Here is a 16,534-nt window from a genome sequence, read left to right as displayed (position 1 = left end):
TCATATGAAGTCAATAGGATTACTATAGATTTAACATTTCTTTTAAATTATGCCCTTATTTTTATGAAAACTCTTGACAGTTTGCTCAAAAAAGTATAAAATATATTATATTGATAGGATTACTATGAATAACAGGACAAGTATAAAAAGCATGAGAGCAGACAATATTTGTTTGCTAAGGGAGGTGCGAAAATGAAAATTTCAACAAAAGTAGAATGTGGCATAATTGCCATTGCAGACATTGCAATGAACTCAGAAAACGGCGAAACAGTGACAGTATACAGCGTGGCAGAAAGACGTGGACTTTCAGGAAAATATCTTGAGCAGGTGCTTACTTCTCTGAGGCAGGCAAGGCTCATAAAAGGCATAAAAGGCTCTAGGGGCGGATATATACTCAACAAAAAGCCAGAGAAGATAACACTCAAAGAAATAATCGACGCTCTCGACCCATCGGTGCTTGGAAGCGATGTTGCGGTAGTAAATGACGAAAACACAGAATTCGCACAGGTGCTTGACGATTATATATGGCTGAGATTAGAGAACAAGCTGAAAAGCTACACTGAGTCTATCACCCTCAGACAGCTCGTTGACTTCTATAATAAAGAGTCAGCAGAGAACGTTTCAGAGCCTATGTATTATATCTGATTGACAAAAGTCGGTTTTCATTTTATAATTAGGGACAGAGAGTGTATACTATATATAAAGGATGTGTTTTTATGTATGACGTTATAATAATAGGCAGTGGTCCTGCGGGGCTTACTGCGGCGATATATGCAGGCAGAGCAATGCTTTCCGCACTGGTGTGCGAAAAGGACTACATGGGTACAGGTCAGATATCTGTTACAGACAGAGTTGAGAACTACCCGGGTCTTTACGGCATAAACGGCTATGACCTTGGAGAAAAGTTCAGAGAGCAGGCTGAAACTCTTGGAGCTGAGTTTTATGAGGGTGAGGCTGAGAGCTTTGAGAAAACAGCCGAGGGCTGGAAGGTCATATTCAAGGACGGCTCTGTAAAAGAAGGAAAAACTGTTATTTACACCGCAGGCACTTCATATCGTCATCTTGACGTGGCAGGCAGTGAGAAACAGCGCATTTCTTACTGCGCAGTGTGCGACGGCTTCTTCTATAAGGATAAAGTTGTGGCTGTTGTGGGCGGAGGAGATACTGCACTTGGTGACGCACTTTATCTTTCAAAGCTTGCAAAAACTGTTTACCTTATCCACAGACGTGACGAGTTCAGAGCAAATAAAGCTTTGCAGAAAAAGGTCGCTGAAACAGATAATATCGTGCCTGTTATGAGTGCAGTTATAAAAGAGGTAACAGGCGGCGATAATGCAGAGGGCGTTACCTATACGCAAAACGGCGAGGAAAAGAACATTGCCGTGGACGGAGTGTTCTGCGCAATCGGAAGCGTGCCGAATACACAAGCTTTAGAGGGCGTTTGCGAGCTTGACGAAAGCGGATATGTGAAAGCTGGCGAGGACGGGATCACCACTGCAAAGGGTCTTTTTGTGGCAGGAGATGTCCGTACTACACCTCTCAGGCAGGTAATAACAGCAGCGGCAGACGGTGCAAACGCACTTTCTTCTGCGGAAAAATATATAATGGAGCTGTAAAAAGCAAAACAAAGCGGTGTCGGAGCGTAAAACTCTGCACCGCTTTTTCTATATCCTTATACAAAGTAACCCCCGCAATGGGCAACAGCGATTTTGCGGCAGTAGAAACAGCAGGTATAAATGTAGGGGCTGGCGCCCTCGGCAGCCCGCTCTGAGGGCGCCAAGGTTTGGTTTTATCACGAATTTGTGTAGACGTGCCGTATAGTGTTTGAAACAATGTGCCAAACGTTGTGCGTAAACCACAAAAAGGACGCTGTCACCAACGCCCCAAATTGCTTTTATATATTCACGCTTTCCTTTTCAAGCAGGCTGTCTATAAACCTCTGAACAGGCTCCGGAGTTTCATACTGGGAAGCCGTCACCGCACAGATGCTCCTTGGCGGTATCTGCTCTTTTGTGTTCACTCTGAAAATGTTCCCTGCCTCTATCTCCGCCTTGGTGGTCGCATACTGCATGAAGCCTATGCCAAGATTGTTCTTTACCATTGGCATTACAAAGTTTATGGAGGTAAGCTCAATATCAGGTCGCAAAAGCAGATTGTGCTGTCTGAATATATGGTCAAGATAGTTTCGGGTGGTGGTGGTGTTTTTAAGACAGATAAGAGGATATTTCACAAGTTCATGCAGGGATATCTCCTTGTCTTTAAGATAGGAAAAACCGTTTCCTGCGGCAACGATATCCTGAAGCTTCTTTATCACATTTATGTTAAGCCCCGTTTTGTCTGCAAACGGCGAGGTAACTACCGCCACGTCTATTAGATTTGCCCTCAACGCTTCTATAGCGTCAGGGGTGGACATACTGTCTATCTTTATCTGTATCTTCGGGTGTTCTCTGTGAAACTCTACTATTCGGTCGATAAGAAAGCTTTGCAGTGCCACCTCGCTTCCTCCAAGCCTTACTATCGCCCTGTCACGCTCGCTTATCAGCGCAAGCTCCTCCTCTGCCGAGAATATATGCTTGCAGGCTATGGATATATGCTTAAAGAGCATCTCTCCGCCCGTTGTCAGCTCTACACCTTTTTTTGACCGCACAAAAAGCTTGCACCCAAGCTCGTCCTCAAGATTTTTTACGCATCGGCTTATGCTAGGCTGGGACAAAAACAGATAGTTCGCCGCCATTGTTATGTTCTGGAACTTTGCCACATAATAGAATATCTTATAATGCTCGAAATTTATCTCTCTCATAAACCGTTCCTCTCCTCTCTATCCATACGTTATGAGTATGTTTACAATAGAAAATATCTATTTGACATATACTTATGATTGTATTATAATATATTCGTAGACAAAAAGCAAGTCTTACATCACTGCGCCCATAGGGGGACGCATACAAAAAATGTTTTATCATGATAAAATCAATGACGATTGCATTCGACCGCTGAGGGGGTAAACGGTGTGGACCTTATTATACTCTTATGAGGCTGGCATTCTTATTGGTTTTATTTTTTTGGAGGTGATAAAATGCTGGAGAGAATTTCCGAAAATCTTTCCGAGGCTATGCAAAACAAAGTAGCTTTCAGGATACCGATTTTCGGAGGCATACCCGTTCCTGTGTCCTGCGTGGTAACATGGATAATAATGGCGATACTTGTGATAGCTTCAATACTTCTCACAAGAAACCTTAAACTTATCCCTGACAGGAAACAGATGATGCTTGAATCATTCGTAGGCTTTCTCAGAGATTTCTTCAGAGAACAGCTTGGAGAAAAGGGTATGGCGTATTTTCCGTTCCTTGCAACTGTCATTATCTACATAGGCTTTGCGAACATCATCGGTCTGCTGGGCTTTACACCGCCTACAAAAGACTTGAATGTTACCGCAGGACTTGCGATCATGAGCATTGTGCTTGTGGAGGTTGCAGGAATAAGAGCAAAAGGAACAAAGGGCTGGCTGAAAAGCTTTGCCAAACCTGTGGCGATAATCGCTCCGCTGAATGTAATGGAGCTTGTTATCAGACCGCTGTCGCTTTGTATGCGACTTTTCGGAAACGTGCTTGCGTCTTATATCATCATGGAGCTTATCGACGCCGTTTGCCCGATAGTGATACCGCTGGCATTCTCGGCATACTTTGATATTTTCGACGGCTTCATTCAGGCATATGTTTTCGTGTTCCTCACGTCCCTGTTCATAAATGAAGCAATAGAGGACGACGACTAAGATAACAGAAATTCGGAGGTATGATCTATGTTAGTAGCAATCGGTGCGGCTGTAGCCGTTATTACAGGAATAGGAGCAGGTATCGGAATAGGTATCGCAACAGGAAAGGCAACAGAGTCTATCGCAAGACAGCCTGAGGCTAAAAAGGATATAAGAAGCTCGCTGCTTCTCGGCTGCGCACTTGCAGAGGCAACAGCTATCTACGGCCTTATCGTAGCTATCCTTATCATCTTCTTCCTGAAGTAAGAGAATAAGCGTAGAAAGTAAAAGAATAAAAACGGAGGTATATATCATGTTAGTAGCAATTGGTGCGGCTGTAGCCGTTATTACAGGTATAGGCGCAGGTATCGGAATAGGTCTTGCAACAGGAAAGGCAACAGAGTCTATCGCAAGACAGCCTGAAGCTAAAAAGGATATAAGAAGCTCGCTGCTTCTCGGCTGCGCACTTGCAGAGGCGACCGCTATTTACGGTCTTATCGTAGCTATCCTTATCATCTTCTTCCTGAAGTAATAAAACAAAACATCTTTATGAAAGGAGCATAGCTATGATAAGTCTTGATATAAGTTTGGTATGGGTAATAATAAATCTGCTGGTACTGTATCTGCTCCTTAAAAAGTTTCTTTTCAAGCCCGTGTGCAAAATGATGGACGAGAGGTCTGCAAAGATACAAAGCGACCTTGACGGTGCGGCACAGGCTAAGGCGGACGCTGAAAAAATAAAAGCTGACTATGAAGCTGAGATAGCCGACGCACACAGTCAGGCTGTTGAGATAACAAACAAGGCTAAAGCACAGGCTGGCAGAGAATGCGACCTTATGCTTGAAAATGCAAGAGCCGAGTCTGCTAAGATAATGAAAGAAGCTGAAAAGTCCATTGCAAACGAAAAGGAAAAGGCTATGGACGACGCAAAATACCAGATCGCAGACCTTGCTATACTGGCGGCTGCTAAGGTCATTAAGAAAAATGTGGGAGGCGACTCCGACAGAGAAACTGTTGATGAATTTCTCTCCGAGGTAGGTGCTGCCAAATGATCTTTTATCCCGAGGAAGTCTGCGGCAGAGTGCTTTTTGAGCTTTCGCCAAAGGCTGAGAGCGTAAAGGCTTCAAGAGAGCTTTTTGAAAGCTGTGACGAGCTTAAGGACGCTCTTGCAAGCCCTGCTGTGGAAATAAAGGAAAAGGAGAAAGTTATAGACAGGCTTTTTCCTGAGGACATGAGAAACTTTCTGAAAGTTATGTGTCAGTGGGGTCACATGGATAACATCATGGACATTTTTGACGCATATGACGATGAAGTCCTCAAAAGCAAAAATATACTTAAAGCTGAGCTTTACTGCGTCTGCCCGCCTGAAAAGGCACAGACGGATAAAATAAAAGAAACGCTGAAAAAGAAATACGGCGTGAGCGATGTTCTGCTGGAAGTGAATACCGACGAAGCCCTCATGGGCGGCTATCGTCTTGAAGTGAACGGGGTCGAGTATGACAAGAGCGTTCAGGGTATGATAAAAGCTTTGCAGAACAGGATATCAGGGAGGTGAACGGCTTGGCAGGTTCAAGCAGAAGCGATATTATCTCGGTGCTTAAAAGTGAGATAGCTGACTTTGAGGCGAAAACTCAGGTCAACGAAACAGGCAGGATAATATCCATAAATGACGGTATCGTAAATATTTACGGTCTTAATCATGCAATGTATGGTGAGCTTGTTGAATTTGAAACAGGCGTTAAAGGAATAGTTCAGAATGTGGAGAGAAAAACTCTCGGCTGCGTTCTTCTTGGCTCTGACCATGGCCTTACAGAAGGTTCAAAGGTAGTCAGAACAAAGAAAAGGGCAGGTGTCGGCGTTGGCGAAAAGCTTCTTGGCAGAGTTGTTGACGCTCTGGGCGCTCCTATCGACGGCATGGGCGAGATAGAGTATGACGATTATTACCCTATCGAACGTGAAGCCGCAGGCGTTTGCAACAGAAAGTCTGTTACAGTGCCTCTGGAAACAGGTATACTTTCTATCGACTCAATGTTCCCTATCGGCAGAGGTCAGCGTGAACTTATCATAGGCGACCGTCAGACAGGTAAAACTTCCATTGCTCTTGATACCATTCTTAACCAAAAGGGCAAGGATATGATATGCGTATATGTGGCTATCGGACAAAAAGCTTCCACAGTTGCAAAGTTCGTTGAGGATCTTAAAAAGCATGGTGCTATGGATTACACCATAGTTGTAACAGCTATGGCCAGCGACCTTGCGCCTTTGCAGTACATATGCCCATACGCAGGCACAGCAATGGCTGAATATTTCATGGATAAGGGCAAGGACGTTCTTATAGTATACGATGACCTTTCAAAGCACGCAGTTGCATACAGAGCAATGAGCCTGCTTCTGAAACGTTCTCCGGGACGTGAGGCTTACCCTGGAGATGTATTCTATCTTCATTCAAGACTGCTGGAGCGTTCATGCAGACTTGACGACGCTCACGGCGGCGGTTCTATCACTGCCCTGCCTATAATCGAAACACAGGCGGGCGACGTTTCCGCATATATCCCTACAAACGTTATTTCTATCACAGACGGACAGATCTTCCTTGAAACAGAGCTGTTCTTCTCAGGCGTAAGACCTGCTGTAAACGTTGGTCTTTCAGTATCCCGTGTAGGCGGTGCGGCACAGACCAAGATAGTAAAGAAAGTATCAGGCAATCTGCGTATCGACCTTGCCCAGTTCAGAGAAATGGAAGTGTTCACACAGTTCAGCTCTGAGCTTGATAAGACAACGCAGGAGCTTCTCGACCATGGTCACAGGCTCGTTGAGATACTAAAACAGCCGCTCTATCACCCTTATTCAATGCACGAGGAGGTAATTATCCTCTGTTGCGCACAGCACAAGCTTTTGCTTGACGTGCCTGTTAAGGAGATAAGAAAATTCACTCTCGATATGCTTTCCTACTTTGAGGCAAATCACAGCGATATAATTGCCGAGATAAACGACAAAAAGGTCATGACAGATGAGCTTGACGCAAAGATAGTTGCTGCCGCAAAGGAATTTAAGCAGGGCAGATAAAGGCTCTGCACCGAAAGGAGGCATAAGGCATGGCAGGAATGAGAGAGATAAGAGAAAGGATCGCAAGCGTAAGCGAGATCATGAAGATCACAAACGCTATGTACCTTATCTCTTCCTCAAATCTGAAAAAAGCCAAGAAAAGGCTTGAAAACACCGAGCCTTACTTTGAAAAGCTCCAATCTACCATTCACCACATACTGCTCCACACACCTGAGTTCGAGCACAAGTATTTCGACCAGCGTGAGGAGAAAAAGCCTGAGGACAAAATGATAGGCTACATAGTGGTAACAGCCGACAAGGGTCTGGCAGGAGCTTATAACCACAACGTTTTAAAGCTTGCAGAGCAGGAAATGGCTAAGCACAAGAACACCTGCCTTTTCGTTGTGGGACAGATCGGAAGACATTATTTTTCAAGAAAGAACGTGACCATCGACGCTGAGTTCCTTTACACGGCTCAAAATCCTACCCTTTACAGGGCGAGGGCGATCGCCGAAACTGTCACAGATCTTTTTGAGAGAAAATATCTTGACGAGGTTTATGTTATTTACACCAAGATGATAAATTCCATGGATATGGAGCCTGAGATGCTCAAGCTTTTTCCGCTGGAGCGTGAGGACTTTGAACACCCTCTGCAAAAGCAGGATCACGATATCGTGACGTTCAGACCAAGTCCTGAAAAGGTAATGGATCATCTTGTGCCGAACTACATGAAAGGTCTTATATTCGGCGTTTTGGTAGAGGCGTTCTCCAGTGAGCAGAATGCCAGAATGACCGCCATGAGCGGTGCTACCACAAGTGCTTCGGAGATGATAAAGGAACTGTCATTGCAGTATAACCGAGCAAGACAGGCGGCTATCACACAAGAGATAACCGAGATCGTCAGCGGAGCAAATGCTCAAAAGGACGAGAGTTAAGGCTTTCGGGAAAGGTGTTGAGATTAAAATGGAAAAAGGAAAGATCGTTGAAATAATGGGACCTGTCGTTGACGTTGAATTTGAAAACGGCAAGCTACCTATGATAAAGGACGCTCTTACTGTGCAGCTTGACGGCAAGACAAAGGTCATGGAAGTGGCTCAGCAGCTTGGCAACAACACTGTCAGAGCTATCATGCTTGCTTCAAGCGACGGACTTGAAAAGGATATGGAGGTCACTGCCACAGGCGCTTGCATAAAAGTTCCTGTAGGCGACGCTACCCTTGGAAGAATGTTCAATGTCCTTGGTGAGAGCATTGACGGCGGCGAGCCTGTTAAGGCTGACGACTACTGGGAGATACATAGAGAGCCGCCAAAATTTGAAGATCAGAAGCCTGCAACAGAGATCCTTGAAACAGGCATAAAGGTAATAGACCTTCTTGCACCATATGCAAAGGGCGGTAAAATAGGTCTGTTCGGCGGTGCAGGCGTTGGTAAAACTGTGCTTATTCAGGAGCTTATCACAAACGTTGCCACAGAGCATGGCGGATATTCCATATTCACAGGCGTTGGAGAGCGTTCAAGAGAGGGCAATGACCTATGGCACGAAATGACAGACTCAGGCGTTATCAAAAAGACAGCCCTAGTGTTCGGTCAGATGAACGAGCCTCCTGGATCAAGAATGAGAGTTGCTCAGACAGGACTTACAATGGCTGAATATTTCAGAGATAAGGAACATCAGGACGTACTGCTTTTCATAGACAACATATTCAGATTCGTTCAGGCAGGCTCTGAGGTATCGGCACTCCTTGGCAGAATGCCGTCAGCCGTTGGTTATCAGCCTACCCTTGCAAACGAAATGGGCGCTTTGCAGGAGCGTATCGCTTCCACAAAGCAAGGCTCTATCACATCTGTTCAGGCTGTATACGTCCCTGCGGACGACCTGACAGACCCAGCCCCTGCTATCACGTTCTCACATCTTGACGCAACAACAGTGCTTTCAAGAAAGATAGTTGAACAGGGTATCTATCCTGCCGTTGACCCACTGGAGTCAACTTCAAGAATACTTGAGCCTGACGTAGTAGGTCAGGAGCATTACGAAGTTGCAAGAAAGACTCAGGAGCTTTTGCAGAAGTACAAGGAACTTCAGGATATCATTTCTATCCTGGGCATGGAGGAGCTTGACGACGCCGACAAGACGGCTGTTTACAGAGCAAGAAAGATACAGAAATTCCTTTCACAGCCTTTCCATGTTGCAGAGAACTTCACAGGCATAGAGGGCAAATATGTTCCTCTGAAAGAAACGATCAGAGGCTTCAAGAAGATCATCGACGGCGAAATGGACGAATATCCAGAGGCTGCATTCCTTAACGCAGGCACTATCGACGATGTTATCGAAAAGGCTAAACAGCTTGAAAACGAGTGATGACCCTCACCGAAAGGAGAAGCTGAAATGGTAAAGACATTCAAGCTTGAAATACTTGCCAGCGACCACATTTTCTATTCGGGAGAATGTGACGAGCTTATATTCCCGGGTCAGGACGGCTCTTTCGGAATACTGCCTAATCACCAGCCCATGATAACCTGTCTTAACGCAGGTGAGCTGCGTTACAGAACGGGCGACCAGTGGCACTATGCGGTGGTAAGCGACGGTTTTGTGGAGATAATGCCGTCATATGTGACGCTTCTTGCGGACACTGTGGAACGCCCTGAGGAGATAGACGAAAAGCGTGCGGAAGCCGCCAAGGAGAGAGCTGAGGAGAAGCTCAGGCAGAAGCAGAGCATTTCAGAATATTATCACACGCAGGCGGCTCTTAACAAGGCTGTGGCAAGGCTTAAGATATCAAGCAAGTATAACAAGCACAAGATAAATATTTAAGTTCACAAAAAGTTTACATTAAAAGCATAGCAGGCTCTTGACAAAAGGTCAAGGGTCTGTTATAATATTAGAGCATTCGTATCTAAAGACAGTTGGCAGCAGGAAGCTGCGGAAGTCCAGCCGAGGAAAGGAATAGCAAAGTAATTATGACTTTGTATCTCTTTTGTCTTGCGACGAAAGGGATTTTTCTTTTGTTAGTTTACGGTTTGCGTAAATTAGTTCAAAGAGGTGAAATTGAAATGCCAAGCGAAAAGACATTGTCCGCTAAGAAGGAAAGAGTTGCACAGCTCGTTGAAATGCTCAAGAACTCTGCTGCAGGCGTACTCGTTGATTACAAGGGTATCACTGTTGAAGAGGATACAAAGCTCAGAAAAGAGCTGAGAGAGGCTGGCGTAAGTTATTTCGTTGAGAAGAACACTATCCTGAGATTTGCTCTTAAGGAAGCTGGTCTTGACGGTATCACAAACGTACTCGAGGGTACAACAGCTATCGCTATCTCTAACGACGACCAGACAGCTCCTGCAAGAATACTCGGTAAGTTTGCTGAGGACTGCAAGGACGAAAAGTTCTTCCTCAAGGCTGGTTACATTGGTGAGGACGTTTATGACGAGGCAGGCGTTAAGGCTCTCTCGAAGATCCCTTCAAGAGAAACTCTGCTCGCACAGCTGGTTGGTTCCCTTCAGGGTCCTATCCAGAAGCTTGCCGCAACACTTCAGGCTGTTGTGGACAAGGACAACGAGGCTGCATAATTTATATGCCGCTTAACGAATGGGCTTTGACCCGAAAAATTATTTAATAAAAAGGAGATTTTTATCATGGCTTCAGAGAAGATTATGAATTTTGTAGAAGAGATCAAGAAACTTTCCGTTCTCGAGCTTTCAGAGCTTGTTGACGCTATCCAGGAAGAATTCGGTGTAACAGCAGCTGTTGCTGCTGCTCCAGCTGCTGGTGCTGCTGGCGCTGCTGCTGAGGAGAAGACAGAGTTCGACGTAGTTCTGACTTCATTCGGCGATGCTAAGATGGCTGTTATCAAGGCTGTTAAGGAGATCACAGGTCTTGGTCTTAAGGAGTCTAAGGAACTCGTTGAGAGTGCTCCTAAGGCTATCAAGGAAGGTGCTTCAAAGGCTGACGCTGAGGAGATCAAGACAAAGCTTGAGGCTGCTGGCGCTTCTGTTGAGCTCAAGTAATTCTGAGTTTACACAAATAATTAAAGGACTTCGTAATGAAGTCCTTTTTTTGTTGAAAAAATTCATAATGAGTGAAACTGTTCCACCTTGGGCAGCGGAGTGGTTTGAATTTTTTACAAGGTTGTGTAGATGTGCCGTGTGGTATGCTTTGGTTTAGAATATCTAGCCCAACAGAACTGTTATACCGCCTGACTGATTTGTCAATAGCGAAGCTTAAACATATACAAATAAGTATGCGATATGTATATTTATAAATAGTCGAAATTTTTTAAAAAAAAGCCTTGACAATAGAAAAAATAAATGCTATAATAATTAAGCTGAATGACACGGAACACAAACAAAACGAAAGAGTTCAGCGAAAAGAATAGCAAATGCGGCAGTGCTGGAATTGGCAGACAGGCACGTTTGAGGGGCGTGTGTCCTTGACGTACGGGTTCAAGTCCCGTTTGCCGCACCAAGTTAGAAAGCTTGCAAATCCTTTATTTACGAGGGTTTGCGAGTTTTTGTTTTACAATAAAACAGCTTCCGAACAGCCGCTGACAACTGCTCGGAAGCTAATGCTTTACCTATCATATATCGCTTATCCCTGCACTATCTTTCTTCTTGCACATGATCCTATACCCCACTCTCCCGTAAATAAAACTCAGAACCCAGCCTGCCGGCATTGACAGCCATACTGCCGATACGCCTATGACCGATACTAGAGCGTAAGTGAAAATAATTCGGAACGTGAGATTTATTATGCTTCCGGATAAAAACAGCTTCAAACACCCAAGCCCCCTTAACATTCCGTTGAAGCTTGAATTTATTCCCATTATTATATAACAAAACGCAAGGTCTGTCATGTAGCCCATGCCTGTTTCTATAGCGGAAGCTGAAGAGCTTGACAAGTCCATAAAAAAGCCCAGGAATCGCCGCCTGAGAAGCATTATCACTGCAAATTCTATCACCGCTATGCCTGCGCATAACAGCACGCTCGCCTTGTAGCCCTCTCTGATACGCTCTTTTTTGCCTGCCCCAAGATTTTGTGCTGTGTAGGTGGATACCGCATTTCCACAGGCTATGAACGGCATTATCGCAAAGGAGTCTATCTTTGAAGCCGCCGTGTACCCTGCAAGCACGTCCGAGCCAAAGGGATTGACGGCAGACTGCACTATTAACATTCCCACCGACACCACTGACTGCTGTATCACCGATACTGCCGCATAGGACGACATCTCTTTTAACACTGCCCCCGAAAAGAAGCTGAACTCTGCTCTTTCATGGTCTTTTATGTATACCTTGTCAGTAAGAAGCAGAAACGATATCACTGCCGATACTCCCTGAGCAATGAAAGTCGCCCATGCCGCACCTGATACGCCCATGGAAAATCCCCCTACAAACAAAAGGTCAAGCCCTATGTTCAGCAAAGAGGACATCACAAGCAGATGAAAAGGCGTCTTTGAGTTGCCAAGAGCACTAAATACCGACGCTTGCACGTTGTAAAGAAACATAAACGGCATACCTAAGGAATATATCCGCAGATAGTTTGCAGCGTCATTTATGATATTCTGCGGCGTTTTCAGAAGTCTTAAAAGCGGCATACTAAGCACCACCCCAAGAACCGCTATCAACGCTGCGACCATAAGTGAAAATATCAGCACAGTGGAAATGCCCGTCTTGACCTTTGACTTGTTCCCGGCACCGCAGTATTTCGCTATAAGCACCGATGTTCCTATGCCCGTACCAGTTGCAACGGCTATCATGACCATTGTCACTGCAAAGGAAACTCCCACCGCCGCAAGAGCTTCGTCACCATTTATCTTGCCCACTATTATGGTGTCCATGGTGTTGTAAAGCTGCTGAAAAAGGTTTGCAAATATAAGAGGCTGTGCAAATCGGAATATTATTTTCTTAGGGTCGCCCTCTGTCATTATTACATTTTCTGGCTTATTCTTCAAATTCTTCACCGCCTGTGAATGTGGGTATGTATCTTTGCTGGTTTACGTCAAAAAGCCCTTTTTCCGTCAGTCCCACCTCTGGGATAGTCTGACACAGCGACACTGTAAGCACCGCCGTCATACGCTGTATGTTTCCCCCTGTGAGGGCAAGGGCTTCTCTGAAAGCTTTCTGTGCCTTTATCTCGCCTGTGATGTTTTCACCGCTTAGTATGCCTGCCACAGGAAGGGAGTAAAGCCCTGCCACCTTACCGTCAATAGCCATAGCCGCACCGCCGCCGTTGGCTTCAACAGCTTTCACAGCGCAAAGCATATCCGCAGGGTCAACGCCCGATACAACGACATTATTGCTCTCCTGAGCAAAGCTTGCGGCAACAGCTCCCCTTTTAATGCCAAGACCTTTTATAAAGCCACTGCCTATCTCACCACTCCTGCCGAAACGCTCCACAACGAATATGGGCAGAATATTGGCTTTTGTATCACCGCATACAATGCCGTTGCTGACTTCAAGCCTGCCTTTTACAAGCCTTGTGACTATGCCACCCTCGGGCATTTCAATTGCATTTGCAGTAACATAGCCCCTCTCAAAGCCTGCTTTTATCTCAAAAGAATGGCTGTCAAGCCCTCTGGGCAATATCACAGTGTTTTTAAGCTCAGGATAGCGAGTTATATCAAACTCATGCCCGCAAAGAAACTCGCCGTTTTCAGCCACAAGCCTGCCCTGGTGATAGACCTTTTTCACTGTCACATTTTCAAGGCTATCCATAAGCAGAAAATTCGCCTTTTTTGAGGGAGCGACCGAGCCTATGATATCGTCAACACCATAGTGCCTTGCAACGTTGAGAGTTGCCATTTTTATTGCTGACACAGGGGAAATACCGCATTTCACTGCAATGCGCAGAGCTTTATCTATACAGCCGTTTTCCTTTATATCCTCCGCAGACTTGTCATCAGTGCAGAACATTATATCGTCCGTAGGGATATGATTTTTTACTATCCCCTGGCAAAGAGTTCGGCAGTTCGGCTCTATAGTTCCCTCTCTTACCAACACCGCCATTCCGCAGGCCAGCCGCTGCTCAAGGTCGCTTATGCTTTCGCACTCATGGTCGTCACAAAGCCCGGCGCAAGCCGCCTGCTGAACGTCACGAAATCCCATTGACGGACAGTGACCGTTCACCTTTACACCTGCCCTTTTTGCCGCACCGAGAAGCTTTATTATCTCCTCATTCCCGACCACAGCACCGCTTATCTCACCCACAGTTTTCGCCCTGCACTCTTTGATAACATTGGTGATATCGTCTTGCGTTTTCAGAGTGGAAAGATACTGCGAAGAAAGCTGCAAAAAGCTTTCTATGGGCATTTTCCCAAGCATTTCGCTTATAGCTTTTATGCCCTTAAGACCAAGAGTATTGGACATCTGCATAGGGTCAAAGAATACACAGCCCGTTCCGTGTGGCACTGCGCCCTCGCAGTATGCAAAAGGCGTGAGCTTTGAGGACTCTACGTGCATATGAGCGTCGATAAAAGAAGGCGCAAAATACATTCCTCTGCAATCAATAAACTCTGTTGCTCTAGGCTCAAAGTCAGGGCAAACTGCGGCGATAATGCCGTTTTTTATCCCCACCGAGCCGCTGTCTATTATCCGTTCTCTGTAAACGTCAACTATTCTTGCGTTGTAAAAATAAATATCAAAAGGCAGCTTACCCTTAGCCGCCAGTATAAGTTCCTTTAGCTGTCGATCATTCATAAGCTGCCTCTTTCAGATACAAATATTATCAGTGTTTATATAGCGACTTGTTCAGTGCAAGATTGCAAAGCACATTGATTATACATCTTGACGCCGCAAGTGAAGTTATCTCGCTCACATCAAACGGAGGAGATACCTCCACAACGTCCATTCCGCAGATACCGGGAGCTGTCACGAGCTTGAGAAGCCTTAAAAGCTCTCTCGGGAGCATACCGCCAAAATCAGGTGTGCCAGTACCCGGGCAGAAAGCAGCTTCCAGAACGTCTATATCAAGGCTCACATACACTGCCTTACAGCCCTTCCATGCGATATCGAGGGCAAGCTCTGCCACCTTGTCGATACCATACTTATCTATATCCTCCATTGAGATCGCAGTACAGCCGCTGTCACGGGTGAATTTTGACCATGACTTGCAGCAGTTTCCACCTATGCCTATCTGCACAAGATTTTTTGCGCTGAGGTTAGGCAGGTGAGTGGAATGATACCATTCTGTGCCGTGCATTTTTTCGTCCATTTGGATAGCGTCGCAATCGCTGTGGCGGTCGATATGGATAACGCCGATATTGCCGTCGATATACTTTGAAATGCCCCTGAGCGTAGGGAAAGTGGTAGAGTGGTCGCCCCCAAGAACGATAGGCGTTACTCCCTGAGAGAATATATATCCTATGCCCTTTGTTATCTGGTCGAAAGTCTTTTCGGCATTTGCAGGAAGTGTGTAGATATCTCCTGCGTCGCAAAGCTTTATGTTTTCGTATAGGTCAACGCCATAGTCAGGGTTGAAAGGGGATATCTGCGAAGAAGCGTGTCTTATGCCGGCAGGGCCAAGTCTTGTGCCTGAGCGGTTTGACGCTCCGCTGTCATATGGGATACCCACCACTGCAACGTCATATTCCGACACCTTATGGATATCCTCGCAGAAAGGACTTCTGAGAAAAGTTTCGTGGCTTGTGTATGTAGGGCCGAGATTTGTTCTTGCAAAACAGCTCATGCCCTCGCTCTTAATGCTGTCCGCAGGCTCTAATCCAAGCTCAACGGCTCTCTTTGCCATTGTAGGAAATCTCGTGTTGCCAAATTCATCAAATCTTGCCGCCGTCTTCATGGCGTGCAGTTCATTTCTGTCTATCATGATCATTTCTCCCTGCTTTCTTTTATAAGCGGAAACTGAAGCTCCGCAATAGTTTCATCACTGTTGTCCGTAAGGGTTATGTCTATACGGTATATCATCACCCCGACGCTTCCAAGGGTGTAGCCATGCTCCTGTGCAAGACAGCGCATTTTCATTATAAGCTCACCGAAATAGCTGTAGCAATTCCTGTGAAAAGCACAAACGTATTTTCCTCCTGCCACTGTTGTGAAGCTTTCCTTGTCAGCCTGATCTGCCGAGCAGAACACCATAGGGCAAACCTCGGAATCCATATCGTCAGGGTCAACTGAGTTTTTTATGGTCATTGCCACCTTATCAGTGGCAAGCACAGGCGAAGTTCCGCCTATAGCCTCCTCAAGCTTCATAAACTCTATACCGGTGAGATTTGTTCTGAACTTGTTGCTCTCCCCTTTGAGGGCATATCGTTCAGGAAGCTCCTTTATAACAGGGTCATCAAGCTTGAAATCTGTGTTGTTAAGCTCTCTGATGAATTTAAGCTTTTCTTTCAGCACACGGCTTATTTCAAGCTTATCCGCTATCTCCTGCTGTAAAAGCTCATAACGCTGTCTGAGAACACGCTCGGACTTTTCAAGGTTTCTGTCGCTGAAATAGTCCTCTATTTCTTTCAGTGATAAGTTCAGCCTGCGAAGCTCTTTTATAGTGCCAAGCTTTTCACACTGCTGTGCCGAATAAAACCTCCGCCCTGTAAGCTTGTCAACATAGTCAGGTCTTAAAAGCCCTATCTTATCGTAATATCTAAGCCGTTCGGTAGGTATGTTTCGATACTTTGCTATCTCGGTTATGCTCAGAAGCTTTTCCCCATTCGGGACAAGCTGTCCGTTTTCGTCTGTATAAAACACAGTGTATTTCATATCATCAGTCATATCTTGTCCCCCATTCCAATTATTATGA

Annotated in this window: 18 protein-coding genes, 1 tRNA gene and 1 other annotated feature; of the genes, 14 read left to right on the top strand and 5 right to left on the bottom strand. The window is 45.5% G+C overall.

The window, feature by feature from the left end; genetic code table 11:
• The first annotated feature begins 192 nt into the window (after nucleotides 1-192).
• Entirely contained in the window at nucleotides 193-645 is a 453-nt protein-coding gene (locus OCV57_RS06245) for an Rrf2 family transcriptional regulator (protein WP_117865194.1), read from the top strand.
• 71 nt (nucleotides 646-716) lie between these two features.
• Entirely contained in the window at nucleotides 717-1,616 is a 900-nt protein-coding gene (locus tag OCV57_RS06240; RefSeq protein ID WP_267300837.1) for an NAD(P)/FAD-dependent oxidoreductase, read from the top strand.
• A 278-nt stretch (nucleotides 1,617-1,894) separates the two neighbouring features.
• On the opposite strand, the gene OCV57_RS06235 is transcribed toward OCV57_RS06240, so the two are convergent.
• Nucleotides 1,895-2,800 (bottom strand): LysR family transcriptional regulator, encoded by a 906-nt coding sequence (locus tag OCV57_RS06235; protein WP_022288190.1) that lies wholly within the window; start codon nucleotides 2,798-2,800, stop codon nucleotides 1,895-1,897.
• Between the two features lie 276 nt (nucleotides 2,801-3,076).
• On the opposite strand from OCV57_RS06235, the gene OCV57_RS06230 reads away from it, so the two are divergent.
• The 12 genes from OCV57_RS06230 (at nucleotide 3,077) to OCV57_RS06175 (ending at nucleotide 11,251) form a co-directional block, all read left to right on the top strand.
• Nucleotides 3,077-3,772, top strand: coding sequence for a F0F1 ATP synthase subunit A (locus OCV57_RS06230; protein ID WP_022288191.1), 696 nt, complete (start codon nucleotides 3,077-3,079; stop codon nucleotides 3,770-3,772).
• Nucleotides 3,773-3,799: 27 nt separating this feature from the next.
• Nucleotides 3,800-4,018, top strand: coding sequence for an ATP synthase F0 subunit C (gene atpE, locus OCV57_RS06225; RefSeq protein WP_022288192.1), 219 nt, complete (start codon nucleotides 3,800-3,802; stop codon nucleotides 4,016-4,018).
• Between the two features lie 46 nt (nucleotides 4,019-4,064).
• On the top strand, nucleotides 4,065-4,283 hold the full coding sequence (gene atpE / locus OCV57_RS06220; protein WP_022288193.1) for an ATP synthase F0 subunit C: 219 nt from the start codon (nucleotides 4,065-4,067) through the stop codon (nucleotides 4,281-4,283).
• 34 nt (nucleotides 4,284-4,317) lie between these two features.
• Nucleotides 4,318-4,803 carry a F0F1 ATP synthase subunit B gene (atpF, locus tag OCV57_RS06215; protein ID WP_046441676.1) on the top strand — a complete coding sequence of 162 codons (486 nt, stop codon included), beginning with the start codon at nucleotides 4,318-4,320 and terminating at the stop codon, nucleotides 4,801-4,803.
• Nucleotides 4,800-5,306: an ATP synthase F1 subunit delta gene (atpH, locus tag OCV57_RS06210; protein WP_038672505.1), complete on the top strand. Its 507-nt coding sequence runs from the start codon at nucleotides 4,800-4,802 to the stop codon at nucleotides 5,304-5,306. The genes atpF and atpH overlap by 4 nt, the downstream gene beginning before the upstream one ends.
• Nucleotides 5,307-5,311: 5 nt before the next feature.
• Nucleotides 5,312-6,817: a F0F1 ATP synthase subunit alpha gene (gene atpA / locus OCV57_RS06205; protein ID WP_038672507.1), complete on the top strand. Its 1,506-nt coding sequence runs from the start codon at nucleotides 5,312-5,314 to the stop codon at nucleotides 6,815-6,817.
• Between the two features lie 29 nt (nucleotides 6,818-6,846).
• Nucleotides 6,847-7,731 carry an ATP synthase F1 subunit gamma gene (atpG, locus tag OCV57_RS06200; RefSeq protein WP_038672510.1) on the top strand — a complete coding sequence of 295 codons (885 nt, stop codon included), beginning with the start codon at nucleotides 6,847-6,849 and terminating at the stop codon, nucleotides 7,729-7,731.
• Nucleotides 7,732-7,759: 28 nt separating this feature from the next.
• Nucleotides 7,760-9,154 (top strand): F0F1 ATP synthase subunit beta, encoded by a 1,395-nt coding sequence (atpD, locus tag OCV57_RS06195; protein ID WP_022288198.1) that lies wholly within the window; start codon nucleotides 7,760-7,762, stop codon nucleotides 9,152-9,154.
• 27 nt (nucleotides 9,155-9,181) lie between these two features.
• Nucleotides 9,182-9,607, top strand: a complete 426-nt coding sequence (locus OCV57_RS06190) for a F0F1 ATP synthase subunit epsilon (RefSeq protein ID WP_022288199.1) — start codon at nucleotides 9,182-9,184, stop codon at nucleotides 9,605-9,607.
• A gap of 64 nt (nucleotides 9,608-9,671) precedes the next feature.
• Nucleotides 9,672-9,805, top strand: a sequence feature (ribosomal protein L10 leader region).
• Between the two features lie 41 nt (nucleotides 9,806-9,846).
• Entirely contained in the window at nucleotides 9,847-10,356 is a 510-nt protein-coding gene (gene rplJ / locus OCV57_RS06185; protein WP_022288200.1) for a 50S ribosomal protein L10, read from the top strand.
• Between the two features lie 66 nt (nucleotides 10,357-10,422).
• Nucleotides 10,423-10,794 (top strand): 50S ribosomal protein L7/L12, encoded by a 372-nt coding sequence (gene rplL, locus OCV57_RS06180; protein ID WP_022288201.1) that lies wholly within the window; start codon nucleotides 10,423-10,425, stop codon nucleotides 10,792-10,794.
• Between the two features lie 373 nt (nucleotides 10,795-11,167).
• Nucleotides 11,168-11,251 (top strand) — tRNA-Leu (locus OCV57_RS06175).
• A 112-nt stretch (nucleotides 11,252-11,363) separates the two neighbouring features.
• Here the strand turns inward: OCV57_RS06175 and OCV57_RS06170 are convergent.
• Genes OCV57_RS06170 through OCV57_RS06155 form a run of 4 tightly spaced genes read right to left on the bottom strand, consistent with a single transcriptional unit; the run spans nucleotide 11,364 to nucleotide 16,506 of the window.
• Complete coding sequence (locus OCV57_RS06170) at nucleotides 11,364-12,734, bottom strand: MATE family efflux transporter (RefSeq protein ID WP_195246788.1); 1,371 nt, start codon at nucleotides 12,732-12,734, stop codon at nucleotides 11,364-11,366.
• The gene (locus OCV57_RS06165) at nucleotides 12,724-14,478 is read right to left on the bottom strand and encodes an adenine deaminase C-terminal domain-containing protein (RefSeq protein ID WP_267300829.1); all 1,755 of its coding nucleotides are present in this window, start codon (nucleotides 14,476-14,478) and stop codon (nucleotides 12,724-12,726) included. Before OCV57_RS06165 ends, OCV57_RS06170 begins: the two co-directional genes overlap by 11 nt.
• 28 nt (nucleotides 14,479-14,506) lie before the next feature.
• A complete protein-coding gene (speB, locus tag OCV57_RS06160; RefSeq protein WP_051706745.1) occupies nucleotides 14,507-15,604 on the bottom strand; it encodes an agmatinase in 1,098 nt (365 codons plus the stop codon).
• Between the two features lie 2 nt (nucleotides 15,605-15,606).
• On the bottom strand, nucleotides 15,607-16,506 hold the full coding sequence (locus OCV57_RS06155; protein ID WP_038672593.1) for a MerR family transcriptional regulator: 900 nt from the start codon (nucleotides 16,504-16,506) through the stop codon (nucleotides 15,607-15,609).
• Nucleotides 16,507-16,534: the final 28 nt, after the last annotated feature.

The sequence above is a fragment of the Hominimerdicola aceti genome (genome assembly GCF_025567495.1).
GTDB lineage: Bacteria > Bacillota > Clostridia > Oscillospirales > Ruminococcaceae > Hominimerdicola > Hominimerdicola aceti.
This window is presented reverse-complemented; position numbering and strand designations above follow the sequence as displayed.